Genomic DNA, 12,714 nt, shown 5'->3' on the forward strand with positions numbered 1-12,714 from the left:
GCGGTCGGCGGTGACCGCGGTCAGCAGCACCGGCTTTCCGCCGTCCGGTCCGGGACAGCGCCTGCTCCTCCCAGGGGCCACCGTCGTGGCTGGACAGGACGCGTCCGTCCGCGTCGAGGACCAGGAGCAGGCCGGGCTCGGGCTGCTCCGCCGCCACCGCGGCCGGGGCGCCGGGTGCGGACGCGAAGGTGGTGGCGCCGTCCTCCCTGCGGGCCAGGCCAGCGCGGTGGCCGCCCGTACCTGCTGGAGGCGGAAGACGTGTGCGGCGAGGTCGAACAGCGGCTGGTCGGCACGTTTGTCCCGGCTGCGGCCGCCATCCAGGCTGGCCCGGACCCGGCTGCTCCTACTGCCGAACCCGTACACGATGGTGCCGGCCTGAAGGAGCAGTGGAAGTCCGTCTCGCTTTCGGCGGAGATCGTCCGCAAGGTGCGACCGGCGTCGGTTGAGCGGATCAGGCCCAGGTGCGGGAAGCGTGTGTCGGGGCCGGTGGGTGAGGGGTGGCCGGAAGCCAGGAACGTCTTCGGGCCGGTGGCGGTGAGACCCGTCGTGTCCTGACAGCGGCCGGCCACCCGGTGGGCCGTGCCGCGGGCCAGGCGGAGAAGGCCGTGGCAACCCGCTGCGTGGACGGTGCTGTCGGCCGGGTCGATGCCCAGGCCGTGCAGGCGCCCGGTTCCCGGGTCCGGCGTCACGTCGCCCGGTGATGCGGGTGATGCGAGCGACGGGCCGGTGAAGCAGGCAGCAGGCCGGCCGCGGTGAGCGTGGCGGCCGCCATGTGGTGGCGTGTGTGGGAGGGCAGGGGTGATCGCATCGGGTCCGAGAGGGAGGGCGCGGGGCGGCGCGGGTGACGGCCGCCCCGGGCCGGGATCAGATGGATCAGCTCTTGCCGAGGAGCTTGTTCATCCGCTCGATCTCGGCGGACTGCGAGGTGGTGATCGCGTCCGCCATCATCTTGGCCTCGGGGTAGGAGCCCTGCGCCTTCTCCGTCCTGGCCATGGCGACGGCACCTTCGTGGTGCTTGATCATCATTTCCATGAAGGCGGTGTCGAACGCCTTGCCCGAGGCGTCCTTCAGCTTCTCCATCTCTTGCTCGGTCATCATTCCGTCCATGCCGTGGGCGGAATGATCCATGACTCCCTCGGCGCGGACCTGCTCACCCCAGGAGGCCAGCCACCCCGACAGGGTCTTGATTTCGGGGTCCTGGGCCTTCCTGATGTCCGCGGCGAGCTTCTTCACCTCCGCCGACTGGGCCCGCGAGGGGGCCAGGTAGGCCATCTCGATGGCCTGCCGATGGTGAGGAATCATGCCCTTGACGAAGGTGACGTCGGCCGCGTTGTGCTGTCCCTGCGAGGCGGGTGCGGAGGGCGCCGCGGACGAAGAGGCGCTGTTGTGGCCGTTGTGGCCGGTCGAGCCGTTGCCGCCACAGGCGGCCAGCACGACGGCAGCGGATCCGGCGGCGACCAGGGCGGCGGTACGGCGGAAGAAGGAATGGTTGACGGTCATGGTGGTGCAACTCCTTGCTGCGCAGACCCCTTGTGCGGACATGCGTGGATGAGGGACGAGAGACGCCGAAGGGCACGGCCCGCTCCCGGCGCGAACGTGATCGGGTGAAGCGGTGGCCGCGTGGGCTTCTCTAGATCCGCAGAAGTTGCAGTTCGGACAGGTCCGGCGGCGCCCGGCCGCCGACCGCGCCCTCGGGCACCGTTGCGGCCGTCCCGTCGGCCGCGCCCGGCACTGCCGGGGTGGCCGTCAGCGCCGGCGGAACGTAGGCCGAGGAGATGCCGCTCGCGGCACAGGCCGCATCCGCGTGCTCCGCATGACCGGAGCTGCCGCCCGTGTGAAGGCAGTCCTCCCCCGGCCCCGTCACGCTCACCTCGTGGTGGGGCGCGGTCATCGCATGCCCAGCGGCCCGAGCAGGTGCCGGGGCGGGGGGAAGACCGTGCATGCCGAGCACGCCGGCCAGCAGCACGAGCAGCAGCAGTCCCCGCCCGGCGGGGCGGCGGCTCTGCGGCAGCACGGTGGAGGTCACGCAGCCATCGTCGCACGAGTCCAACGCGACACCCCGACAAGCCACACACCCCCACGGCGCACCGCACCTCCCGGGCCTGCATTCGCTGGCAACCGGCGGATTCCGGGCAGGTCAGCAGCAGTCGCAGCCGGGGCGGCAGCCGCACGCGCCCGCGTCGGCGCCGGTGGACGGCACCGTCGCGGCGGGGACTGTGCAGCAGCCCTTGCCCTGCCAGGCGTCGCGGCCTTCCTTCACCGCGATGGCGGCGATGATCAGGGCGGCGAGCGGGTCGGCCCAGGACCAGCCGAGCGTGGCGTTGAGCACCAGGCCGACCAGCAGCACGGCGGACAGGTAGGTGCACAGGAGAGTCTGCTGGGAGTCGGCGACCGCGCTGGCGGAGCCGAGTTCGCGGCCGGCCTTGCGCTGGGCGGCCGACAGGAACGGCATCACGGCCAGGGAGAGCACGGCAATCACGATGCCGGGGAGGGAGCGCTCGGCTTCGCCGGTGCCGGTCAGGGCGCGGACGGCGTCGAAGGTGACGTACGCGGCGAGCGCGAAGAAGGAGACGGCGATGATCCGCAGGGTGGTCCTTTCCCGGGCTTCGCGCACGGCGTGCTCGTGGGCGGAGAACTGCCAGGCCACCGCCGTGGCGGAGGACACCTCGATGACCGAGTCCAGACCGAAGCCGATCAGGGCCGTGGAGGAGGCGATCGTCCCGGCGGTGATGGCGACGATCGCCTCGATGACGTTGTAAGTGATCGTGACGGCGACCAGCAGCCGTATCCGCTTGGTGAGCGCGTCGCGCCGGGCCGGGGTGGGGCCAAGGGATATGGACATCTCCGCGGCCATGGTCAGCAGCACTCCTTCTCGTCGGCGTCCGTGCAGGTCCGGTCGGTCTCGACGGCGACCACCGCGGTGCGCAGATCGTCCAGGGCGTGGCCGAGGCGGTCGTCTGCGAGCTCGTAGCGGGTGCGGCGGCCGTCGGGGACGGTGACGACCAGGCCGCAGTCGCGCAGGCATGCCAGGTGGTTCGACAGGCGGGTTCGCGAGACGCCGAGAGCGTCGGCGAGGTCGGCCGGATAAGCGGGGGCATCACACAGGGCGAGGAGGATACGGCAGCGGATCGGGTCGGCGAGCGCGCGGCCGAACCGGGCCAGCACCTCGATGCCGGAGGCAACAGTCAGCACACCAAGACAGTACACAGTTTCCTGAATTCAGGGAATCGTGGATAGTCAGGGCATGTGACTGCTCTTTGCCCTGATCGAGGATCTGGGGGCAGCGGAAGCTCCCCCTCCGGGGTGATGCGGTCACCACCCCGGTCGGGGCTGCACACCAGGGCCACCGAGGAAGAGGAAAGGCCGCATGCAAGCGATCAGGGAGCCCGACTGGAACACCTCAGATCCTGCTGAAGCGGCTGTGGTGAAATGGCCCGATAGCGCAGCGCAGATGAGCCGCGCGGACGCAGTGGCGCTGGTGCAGCGGATCATGGATGCGGACCACACCTGCGACGAGGAGGCGGACGGCCGGCTCGACAGGCTCGACGAAGCCCTGGGATGTCCGTCCGGCGTATCGGCGATCTGATCTTCTGGCCGCCGGGGAGGGAGCTGTCCGCTGATGAGGTAGTCGACCGGGTTCCGGCCTATCGACCGATCGCCTTGTGAGGCCGTACGCCGGATCGGCAGCCGACTGCCTGCCGATCCCTTTGAAGGCCTGGCGGGCAAGACCGTTGCCGGGCGTCTTCCCCGCGGGGCGGATGGGGGACAGCTGCGCCGGGGCGGCCCCGCGCGGCGTGCGACGGGCGCGGGGCCGTCAAGTCCCGCCGTCCTGTCCGAGCGGGCCTGAGGGGCACTTTATGCAGATGCGGTGAGCACCGCATGCGCTGTGCTGCGAAGGAGGGACGGCTCACGACCGCCAAGGTCATCGCACCGGCCGAGAGGTGCTCAGGTGTCAGGCCGTGTCCTTCAGCGGAATCGGCGAGGTGGGTTCGCACTTCTTGGGGCGGAGGAACGTGAGAGGGGCCCGGCGGATGCCGGGCCCCTCTCATTTTGTAGCGGGGACAGGATTTGAACCTGCGACCTCTGGGTTATGAGCCCAGCGAGCTACCGAGCTGCTCCACCCCGCGTCGATGAGGACACTCTACACGGGTTCCCAGAGGCCAGTGGGGACGCCAGCCGCGAGGGTTGTAGGTTCCAGGTCTGCGTTACTGGGCTTGTCGGCGTGATGTCGTCAGGGTGGGTCCGGTTGCGGCGAGGCATCCGTCGATGGTTTCGCTGCGGTACTGGAGTTCGCGGAGGGTGCGGCGCGGGACGTGCATCAGGTGGTCGGGGTCGGTGAAGGCGGTGTTGTTCCGGCCCGTGCGTCGGACCGGTGACCAGATGCCTTCGACCGGGTTCAGGTCGGGTGCGTAAGGCGGTAGCTGATAGGCGGTGATCCAGTCGTGGGTGTCGGTGAAGGCCCGCAGCCGGGTGTCCAGGTGCACGTTGAGGTTGTCCCGAATGAGGACGAAGGGGGCGTCGAGTTGCTGGTGGGCGGCGGTCAGCAGGTCGCGGTAGTCGGTCCAGGTGAAGCTGCGCCGGCCGCCGCGTTTGTGGTCGATGTGCCGCTTGGGCCGGAAGACCAGGCGTGAGCGTTCGCCCTGCTTGCAGCGGGCCAGGGCGGCGATCGGGAACCGGCGCTGGGAGCGTCCCCGTACTCGGATCACGGGCGTGTGCCCGCGCCTTGCCCAGGTGCGGGAGGTGGGCGGCGTCATCGAGAAGCCGGCTTCGTCCTCGAAGAGGATCCAGCCGCCGAGCGCCGCCGCGGTCCTTTTGCCCGGGGCCGGGTCTCCTTCACCCGGCCGACGACCGCGTCCTCGTCGCGCTCCGGTGCCCGTCGGGCCGGAACCTGGTGGCTCCACCCGTGGCGCCGGAGCATCCGCGCGATGGCCGGGAGCGTGAGGGTCCGGTGGAACCGGCGCCCGATCAGCGTCTTGATCCTGGCCAGGGTCCAGGTCTGGTCCGGCCGGCCGTGGGCGACCGGCCCCTTGGCCAGCTCCTGCTCCAGAACCGCGAACAGGGCCTCGTCCAGCCTGGGACGGGCAGCCGGTCCCTTGGAGTGCAGGGTCTGCCGTCCGCCTTCCTGCCAGGAACGACGCCAGCGCTGCACCGAGCGCACGCTGACCCGCAGTTCCTTCGCCACCGTCGCATTGTCCTGTCCCTCGGCGAACATCTCGGCCGCCTCCATGCGGATGCGTTCGCGAAACGCCCGCCGCTCGGCGGTCAGGCCACCGCCTTGCGGACACCTCACACTTCCGGCATACCGCGACAACCGTCGTTTGTCAGCCTTGCGACATCACACCGACAAGCTCAGTAACGCAACATGGAATCCAGAGTCCCAGCAGGACTCACTGCTAACGGAGCGGCTCAACCTACAAGGACGAAGAAGACGGACGAGAAGAAAGCAGCACTCAGGAAGGCCGTGGCGAAGGAAGCGGCGGTGAAGAAGACGACGGCGGTGACGGCCAGGACCGGCGAGCCACCTCTGGATGAGCTGCCGTTGGCCGTTCCGGGCAAGCACGCGGACAGCCGCGCACCGCGAGCGAGGTCGTCAGTGACCTGGAGCGGGAGTATCCCGAGCGGGTCCGTGACGCCGACGCTGTGCGCAACCCCCTGGAGCGGCTGGTCGCCAGCAGCCTCATCGGGCGGAGGAGGCAGAAGGACACCGTGTTGGACGCCCGCCCCCGCCTCGCCCTCTGCGGCGGTGCTTCGGTCAGAAACCGTGCTGAAAAAATCTGCGGGCGGCCGTTGTGGCCGCCGGTTCGGCCGGGAGCAAGGCGGAGGCGGGGTTCGGCATGCCCCGTGAGCGTCTTGTGCGTGCTGCCACCGAGGAGGAGCGCAAGGTGGCCGCTCCCGCCGCCCTGCTGACCCCCTGTGCAAGTGGTATGGGAGCCCACTGAGAAAGTACAACTCCCCGGCCTTCGCCGATCCAGCCGGCACCCGGCGGCAGCTGGACGCCGTGTGGCCCGGCCTTGTGGCACGGGGTTCGAAGAAGGCTGCGCCGTCGCAGGAGGCACCTGTCGAGAACATCGGCACCTACTTCATTGCTCCGTACAAGAAGGAGGGCTGGTCATCAACGCCGGGCACATGGAAGCGTCCGCGCTCGAACAGGTGACCGTCACGGCCACCGAGGAGACCTGCTTGGACCGCCTCACCGACGAGGGGCGGGCCCTGTCCGGGAAGCAGGCGTGCGTCGGCTGCCTGACTGGGGACGCCCGGGACAGGTGGGCCGAACAGCAGAGCAGGGTTGTGCCGGGGCGGGTGGGCAGGCTGTACGTGCTGCTGCGCCTGGGCGGGGTGATCCTTCAGCGGGCCGGTTGAGCGCGTTGGCGGGACTGGGCTGCGATCCGTACGGCGCGCGGCCGCCGAGCCGGGCAGGGGCTCAGGACCGGCCACCGTGGTCAGGACTTTGGGCACGAGCGGGGTGGCTGCGGCTTCCCTGCAGGTCACCGACGTACTGCTCGGCATACCGGTGGCGGTCACGGGCCCTGGTGAGGTCCTCCTCGCTCACCTTCGGGTGGCCGAGGGGTGCCTGTCCGCTTTTTAAGCCGGCCTCCAAGCCCTGCAGAGCGCTCCCGATGACGTGGATCTGCTGACAGGCGCGGTCGTGGTCATCGAGGCCGAGCCGGGGGTAGTCGATGAGCCGGGTGCTCAACTCGTGCATGCTCAGGGTGGGGCCGTCGCGGGGGAAGAGGCGCTGCAGCGCGTTGCGGGTCATCTGCCGCTGGATGGGTCAGGACGTGGTCGATGCACTCCTCTGTCGCTGTCACGTGTGCCGTGAAGGCATCGTGTTCGGCCAGGGACTCGGTCTCCTCTGCGAGGGGGTGGGGGTTCCGCGAGAGAGTGGGGCCTCTTCGTGCCGGCACGGCAGCCGCCGACCGACCGGTGCCCCCGGCCTCGCATGTACACGAGGTGAACGACGTGCCGGAGAGCGGATCGTGCGTCGGGAGCGTGACGACGGAGCCCGAGGGCGCCGCTGCGGTGGGCACAGGGAAGACGCGCGGCCCACCATGACCTGACTCAGACGCCCGGTCCCGCCGGCTCGATTGCTCATCCGCCGACACCACCCGCATCGACGTGGCCGGAATCGCGGTGCCTGCTCAGAACAGTTCCAGGTCTTCGCCGCTGGTGTCCGCGATGACGGGCCGGAACTGTGCGGGGAGGCCGTCCAGGCGGTCAGGACCGGCCGCAGCGGCCACGGCAGGGGCCGTCTCGGCCAACCAGACGCGAAACCGCTCGGCGGCCTCGCGGTAGGGGACGTGCGCCAGGACACGGTGCTCGCCGGAGGGACAGAAATCGACGGCGACAGTGAGCAGGCAGGAACGGGGCGCGTTCTGACTGCCCGTCCAGGACACGCGCAGGACACCGCAGGGCTTGCGCCCGCGGGGGGCACGGTGGGTCGGGCGCAGTGACCGGCAGGCTATGTGGGCGGTCCATGCGGCGAGGTGCGGCAGGGGCAGGGTGGTGCGCGCGCGGCAACCGGGGCAGCGGTGCCAGTGGCGGAGCCAGTCGTCGGTGTCGGTGTGGAAGAGGCGTGTGTAGCGGTTCGCCACGCGGATGTCGTTGCTGTACAGGTGGTCCGGGCGTTCCTGTGTGTTGCAGGACTGGCAGAGGGGGGCGCGGACGTAACCGTGTTCGTGGCAGTGGTCGAGCACGGTGGCGGGCGCGGTGCGGCAGACGGCGCACGCCCACTCGGCCACCTTGCGGGAGGTGCCGGGCTTCCTGCTGAGCACCGAGTACAACTGGCCTTCCAGTTCTCTGTGATATGGGCGCAGTGAGGCGGTGGGGCTGCCGGGACCCGTCGTCTGCCGCCCGCCGGCATCTCGGGTCCGTCGGGGGTGGGAGGGCGGGTCGGTGACGGCTGCGCTCGCCCGGCGGGTCCGCGCGGCTCGCACCCACTGTTTTTCGGCGTGCTCGGCCGCGTCCAGCAGCCTGACCACAGCACGTGGCAGCCACCACGTGCGCTGTGTCCCGTCGCGGGTCTGCTCCACGAGCACCTGTCGCCAGTCGATCCCCGCCAGATGGTACGGGCGGCCGACTTCACGGTGTGCGGCCGGCTCAGGGCCGCCCGGCTCCTGCAGTTCCCCCATGATGCGCCGGCGCCAACGCAGCGTCGTTCCCTCGTCGCACTTCTGTCCGGGCGCCCCACGAAACGGGCCGATGCGAACCAGGTCCTGCCGATCCATCCCCACCGCGTTCAGTTCCGCGGCCGCCCGACGCACCTCAACCTCCACAACACTCCACTGACCGCCGCTCGCCCTCACCGTCGCCACCACGTGGTCGCCGAGCAGGACGTACCCCGCCCGGACACGGGCAGGAGGACAGGTGAATACCCCAGAAGAGGTCGGTACAGCACTGTCGGCCGTCAGATCGGCCCACAGAGCCTCCGCGGCAACCAAGCTGATCAGGCCGTCCGTGCGACCGGACATGACACGCTCCGACATACCCACAGGCTAATTGTGAGGACCGGTTTCATGTCGGTCGGCCACCTGCGGACGCTCCGTCCCATGGGAGCGGCCGACAACTTGCAACTGACACGAAGCCGACACATCGCAATGGTGCTGCACTGCGCGTAGGGTGTTCTCCCACAGCCGGACGGCCACGGGACACTCCGGCCCTCACTCCTCCCGGAACTTCGCGAACCGCTCGATCGCGGCGGCCCCGGCCTGCGGCGTGCAGATCGGCTTGAGGTTCTCGGCCATCTCCTGCCGGTCCTGCCTGCCCGCGTAACGGAAAATGTTTTGCAGGAGATGAACGACGCACGTCCGGATCACGGTCCGGGGCCACACGTCGTTCACCGCCGTAGGCGGTTCCTTCGGACCGTCGCGGACCAGCATCAGAACATCGCGCACGCCCCTGTTCTCCAGTTCGGTGAGGACCTGCTGCCAGTACTTCGCCCCTCACCGGCCCACAGGCCGGGAGCCCCTCGCGCCCTCCCCGGCGACGGCCGGCGCCATGTGGACGGGCCGGTTCGCGACTTGGCCGTCGCGGATCCTCACGTGCACGCAGACGATGGACACGACCGGGCGGACGCGGTCCAGCGGGCGGTTCTACCACTCCGTCATCGCCTCGACCACACTGTCCGTATTCGTCGGCGCGAGGAAGAAGATGCCGACTGGGCCGGCACCTGTGTCCGGACCGGGCGAGTGGAAAAGCCCGGGGAGGTGGTGGCTGCCGGAGCAGCAGGAACGGTGCGGCTCCACGGCTCACCATGGCGCTTGTTCGGAGCGGGCCACGCTCGGCGTGCGGGACGGCAGTGGCGCCGGCCGGTAACGGGCATAGTAGTGTGTGGGAAGCGTCGCGTGCTGGTGGCAGACCGTGCCAGGCATGGAGGCGCCGGATCGAAGGAGACCGACGATGCGTTCGTCGCACCCTTCGCTCTCGCGTGACTGAGCGCGAGACGACCAGGCTCGTCGCCTGGAGCCAAGAACTCCGCCGGGTGCACAGCCGACTGCGAGAAGCACTGTCTGTGACCCGCGACTCCCTTGCCGACGGCACCTCCGGCGAGGCGGCCACTCGTGAGCTGCTGTTGTACTGCCATGGCTTCTGCACGGCTCTCGACGGCCATCACCAGAGCGAAGACCGCACCCTGTTCCCGGCCGTCGCAGCTGCGCACCCGGAGCTGCGCCCGGTGCTGCGCTCGCTCGAGCAGGATCACTCGATGATCGCCCACCTGCTGGGCAGCCTGCGTGACGCCGTCGACCGCGCCGCACCGCCCGAGGAGCTCGATCACCACCTCGAAGGCATTGCCGCAATCATGGAAAACCACTTCCGCTACGAGGAGCGGCAACTGCTCGCTGTGCTCGAAACCCTCGAGCTGACAGCCGCACCCGGAGAGGCGCTGGGCCCTATATGACCCTCAAACCGAACAGTGGGTGGCGGTGGCGACCGCCACCGCCGGATCGGCCAGTGCCGTTGCACCTCGCGAGATGCCGGTCGTCCGCTTCGGCGGGTGATTCTCCTGGTCATGAGCGTAATAACAGGCCAGGTGATCAGTGACTCCGAGTGTCACTCGACCCGTACCTCAATCTTCTGGCGGGCGTGCAGCAGCCTGGTCCCGTCTGCCTGCTCGGCAACGACGTGAAACGGGGCACCCTCCGTGTTTCCCTCTGCCGAGCGGCAGACCTGCCGGACCCCGAGGGCCGCCACGTCGAGCCGCGGGAACCGTGCCGAAGTACGCGAACATGAGCATGTAGAACTGTTGACCGGTGATACGGCGCCGGGCGCGGACGGGCCAAGTGACCGTGGACATCGACGGCGCCCTTGCCCTGGCACGCTCCGAGAAACAGGACGCCACCGTGCCGCCTTGCCCTCGGCCGGCGGGGCGGGGCCCGGCCGGCCGAGGGACGAGCGGGCTCCTCGAGGTCACGCCGCGGTGGACGGAAGTCTCAGAAGGTCAGGCTCCAGCCGTCCAGGTATCCGGGGTCGACGGTGAAGATGCCGGGAGTGTTGTCGGTGACGCGCAGCTTCCACGTGCCGTTGGCGGGCACGGCCGACGCGTCCACGGTGAACGTGGCGTGGAGTTCTGTGCCCTCGTCCCAGACGAAGTCCCTCACCAGGATCACCGTGCCGTCCTCGGCGACGAGGTTGATCACCTGTCCGCCGATGAAGTCGTGGACGAGGTCGACGGTCACCTTGAGGTCGTCGGGCGCGTTGCCGGTCCGCCCCGTGACGGTGATGGGTGACTCAACGGTGACCCAGTTGGGAATGTGGACCCGGGCCGGATTGGTGAAGAAGTCCCCGCCGGAGGCCAGCACGGACCAGGTGAAGGAGAGTTCGCGGGTCTCCGATGCGGAGTTCGTGACGGTGACGACCGTGGAGAAGTCGCCCGCCGCCGTCGGGGTTCCGCTGATGACCCCGGTGGCGGTGTCGATGTCCAGTCCGGCGGGCAGGCCGGTTGCGGCGTAGCCGAGAGCGCCGGGACGGGTCGAGACCGCGTCGATCCGCAGTTCGGTGGGTTGGCCCACCGCGGACTTCTGAGCCGGCGGAACGACGGCCGCGATGTTGTTGACGTACGAGGGGCCGACGTTGACCGCGGCCCAGGCGTTGCCGACGGCCGTGTACGCGCCGTCGGCCATGCCGAACAGGTCGTCCGCGGCCCGGAGCGTGGCGACGCGGGCGCCCGCGTAGTCGGTGCGGCTGGTCATGTAGACCGTCAGGGCCCGGTACCAGATGGCGGCGGCGTTCTCGATGCCGATGCCGGCGACCGGGTTGCCGTCGTAGGTGGGACTGTCGTACGTGATGCCGTTGATGGTCTTTTGGCCGCTGCCCTCGGCGAGCAGGTAGAAGAAGTGGTTGCCCACCCCGGAGCTGAAGTGGGGGTCGAGCTTCCTGGTCTCGGAGGTCCAGTGGTCCTGGGACGTCCCCTTCGAGGAGGCGTCCTTGGAGGGCCGGTCCATGTACCGGATCGGCTGGCCGGTGCCGCGCAGGTCGATCAGCTCGGCCACGGTGTAGTCCGGCGTGTCCAGCGGGTTGTCCGCGTAGAACTCCACGGCTGCGGCCATGATGTCGCTGGTCGCCTCGTTGAGGCCGCCCGACTCGCCCGAGTAGGACAGGTTCGCGGTGGCGTAGGTGACGCCGTGGCTCATCTCGTGGGCCACGATGTCCATGGAGGTCACGGGCCGGGCGTCGCCGATGCCGTCACCGTAGGTCATGCAGAAGCACAAGTCGTCCCAGAAGGCGTTGGCGTATCCGCTGCCGTAGTGGACCCGGGAGCGGGCTCCCACCCCGTCGTCGGCGATGCCGTTGCGGCCGAACCGGTCCCGGTAGAAGTCCCACGTCTTCTGTGCGCCGTACAGCGGCGTCCACGGCAGCCGTCTGCTCGTGGGCGGCGGTGCCGTCGCCCCAGTGGTCGTCGTCGTCGGTGAGCAGGCTCTGCGTGTTGTCCTGGGCGAACGAGTAGGTCCGGTGGTTGCCGCGCGCCGGGTCGGTCAACTCGTACGCGGTGCCGTTGTAGACCGACCCGATCTGCACGGGGCCGCTGTACTGGCCCTGGCCCTCACCGGCGCGGATCTGTTCCGCGCTGTGCAGTTGCTCACCGGTGCCGGCGTCGGTCACCACCTGGAGGCGGCTCGGGGTGCCGTCCCGCCGGACGCCGGTGACGAAGGTCTCCCAGGCCAGGACGGGTTCGCCGGAGCCCGCCCAGACGACTTGGCGGGGGGTCCGCGGAACGGCGGCCTCGGCGGTTCCCTTCTCCTTGCCCGCTGCCAGTGCCTCCTTCCTGGCAGCGCCGATGGTGACGGTGGGCTTGGTCGTGTCCACAGCGATCCGCGCCGAGGTGGCCTTGGTGACGGTTCCAAAGTCGCCGTTGCGGTGGACGACCAGGTCGCCACCGAGCACCGGGAGCCCGGCGTAGGTGCGCTCGTAGCGGGTGTGGACGGTGCCGTCCGCGTCCTTGACGACATCTCTCGGCACGAGCTTCTCACGGTCGCCGAGCTTCAGCCGGCGGGCGGTGGCGGCACCGTCGGCGGCGGCCGACTCGAGCAGCTTCTCCCGTTCTTCGGGGGAGAGTTCAACGCTTCCGGACCCGGGCTCGGGCCGGACCTCGATCTGCCGCGGCGCCCGGTCCTTGTCCGCGGCGAAGGCGGCCGGGCCCGCAGCCGTAGCGGCCGGGAGCAGGAGGGCTCCCACCGTGAGCGCCGCGGTCAGCACCGCGCGCCTGCGCGGAGTGGCGGC

9 protein-coding genes, 1 tRNA gene and 3 pseudogenes are annotated in these 12,714 nt (G+C 69.9%); 3 read left to right on the plus strand and 10 right to left on the minus strand.

All coding sequences use genetic code 11. From position 1 onward, the window contains the following. Positions 1-873: 873 nt before the first annotated feature. The 4 genes from KYY02_RS22740 to KYY02_RS22755 form a co-directional block, all read right to left on the minus strand. Positions 874-1,500: a DUF305 domain-containing protein gene (locus KYY02_RS22740; protein WP_371240711.1), complete on the minus strand. Its 627-nt coding sequence runs from the start codon at positions 1,498-1,500 to the stop codon at positions 874-876. A gap of 130 nt (positions 1,501-1,630) precedes the next feature. Then, complete coding sequence (locus tag KYY02_RS22745) at positions 1,631-2,026, minus strand: DUF6153 family protein (protein ID WP_371240713.1); 396 nt, start codon at positions 2,024-2,026, stop codon at positions 1,631-1,633. A 111-nt stretch (positions 2,027-2,137) separates the two neighbouring features. Continuing rightward, complete coding sequence (locus KYY02_RS22750; RefSeq protein WP_371240715.1) at positions 2,138-2,854, minus strand: cation efflux transmembrane domain-containing protein; 717 nt, start codon at positions 2,852-2,854, stop codon at positions 2,138-2,140. A 2-nt stretch (positions 2,855-2,856) separates the two neighbouring features. Beyond that, positions 2,857-3,192 (minus strand): ArsR/SmtB family transcription factor, encoded by a 336-nt coding sequence (locus KYY02_RS22755; RefSeq protein WP_371240717.1) that lies wholly within the window; start codon positions 3,190-3,192, stop codon positions 2,857-2,859. Positions 3,193-3,451: 259 nt separating this feature from the next. Here KYY02_RS22755 and KYY02_RS22760 point away from each other — a divergent pair. Next, a pseudogene (locus KYY02_RS22760) lies at positions 3,452-3,666 on the plus strand (bacteriocin immunity protein). A gap of 387 nt (positions 3,667-4,053) precedes the next feature. Here KYY02_RS22760 and KYY02_RS22765 read toward each other — a convergent pair. Then, positions 4,054-4,127, minus strand: a tRNA-Met gene (locus KYY02_RS22765). A 78-nt stretch (positions 4,128-4,205) separates the two neighbouring features. Then, positions 4,206-5,290, minus strand: a protein-coding gene (locus KYY02_RS34005; protein WP_442538160.1) for an IS630 family transposase whose coding sequence is annotated in 2 segments (ribosomal slippage) — positions 4,206-4,831 and positions 4,831-5,290 — 1,086 coding nt in all. Because the reading frame shifts where the segments join, the coding sequence is not laid out codon by codon here. 836 nt (positions 5,291-6,126) lie between these two features. Here KYY02_RS34005 and KYY02_RS22780 point away from each other — a divergent pair. Further along, complete coding sequence (locus KYY02_RS22780) at positions 6,127-6,360, plus strand: hypothetical protein (RefSeq protein ID WP_371240723.1); 234 nt, start codon at positions 6,127-6,129, stop codon at positions 6,358-6,360. Between the two features lie 61 nt (positions 6,361-6,421). Here the strand turns inward: KYY02_RS22780 and KYY02_RS22785 are convergent, their stop codons facing one another. The 3 genes and pseudogenes from KYY02_RS22785 to KYY02_RS34010 form a co-directional block, all read right to left on the minus strand. Further along, complete coding sequence (locus KYY02_RS22785) at positions 6,422-6,757, minus strand: hypothetical protein (RefSeq protein ID WP_371240726.1); 336 nt, start codon at positions 6,755-6,757, stop codon at positions 6,422-6,424. 382 nt (positions 6,758-7,139) lie between these two features. Further along, positions 7,140-8,129: an endonuclease domain-containing protein gene (locus KYY02_RS22790; RefSeq protein ID WP_371240728.1), complete on the minus strand. Its 990-nt coding sequence runs from the start codon at positions 8,127-8,129 to the stop codon at positions 7,140-7,142. A gap of 531 nt (positions 8,130-8,660) precedes the next feature. Next, positions 8,661-9,131, minus strand: a pseudogene (locus tag KYY02_RS34010) (transposase); the annotation flags it as partial. A gap of 293 nt (positions 9,132-9,424) precedes the next feature. Here KYY02_RS34010 and KYY02_RS22800 point away from each other — a divergent pair. Further along, positions 9,425-9,895 carry a hemerythrin domain-containing protein gene (locus tag KYY02_RS22800; RefSeq protein ID WP_371240730.1) on the plus strand — a complete coding sequence of 157 codons (471 nt, stop codon included), beginning with the start codon at positions 9,425-9,427 and terminating at the stop codon, positions 9,893-9,895. A gap of 532 nt (positions 9,896-10,427) precedes the next feature. Here the strand turns inward: KYY02_RS22800 and KYY02_RS22805 are convergent. Next, a pseudogene (locus KYY02_RS22805) lies at positions 10,428-12,714 on the minus strand (M4 family metallopeptidase); the annotation flags it as partial.

Source organism: Streptomyces pimonensis (assembly GCF_041380215.1).
Taxonomy (GTDB): Bacteria; Actinomycetota; Actinomycetes; order Streptomycetales; family Streptomycetaceae; genus Streptomyces; species Streptomyces pimonensis.

Bases quoted from the DNA above. Each gene is read 5' to 3' on its own strand.
- KYY02_RS22750 (WP_371240715.1), bottom strand. From the start codon at position 2,854: ATGGCCGCGGAGATGTCCATATCCCTTGGCCCCACCCCGGCCCGGCGC.
- KYY02_RS22790 (WP_371240728.1), bottom strand. From the start codon at position 8,129: ATGGGGGAACTGCAGGAGCCGGGCGGCCCTGAGCCGGCCGCACACCGT.
- KYY02_RS22740 (WP_371240711.1), bottom strand. From the start codon at position 1,500: ATGACCGTCAACCATTCCTTCTTCCGCCGTACCGCCGCCCTGGTCGCC.
- KYY02_RS22785 (WP_371240726.1), bottom strand. From the start codon at position 6,757: ATGACCCGCAACGCGCTGCAGCGCCTCTTCCCCCGCGACGGCCCCACC.
- KYY02_RS22780 (WP_371240723.1), top strand. From the start codon at position 6,127: ATGGAAGCGTCCGCGCTCGAACAGGTGACCGTCACGGCCACCGAGGAG.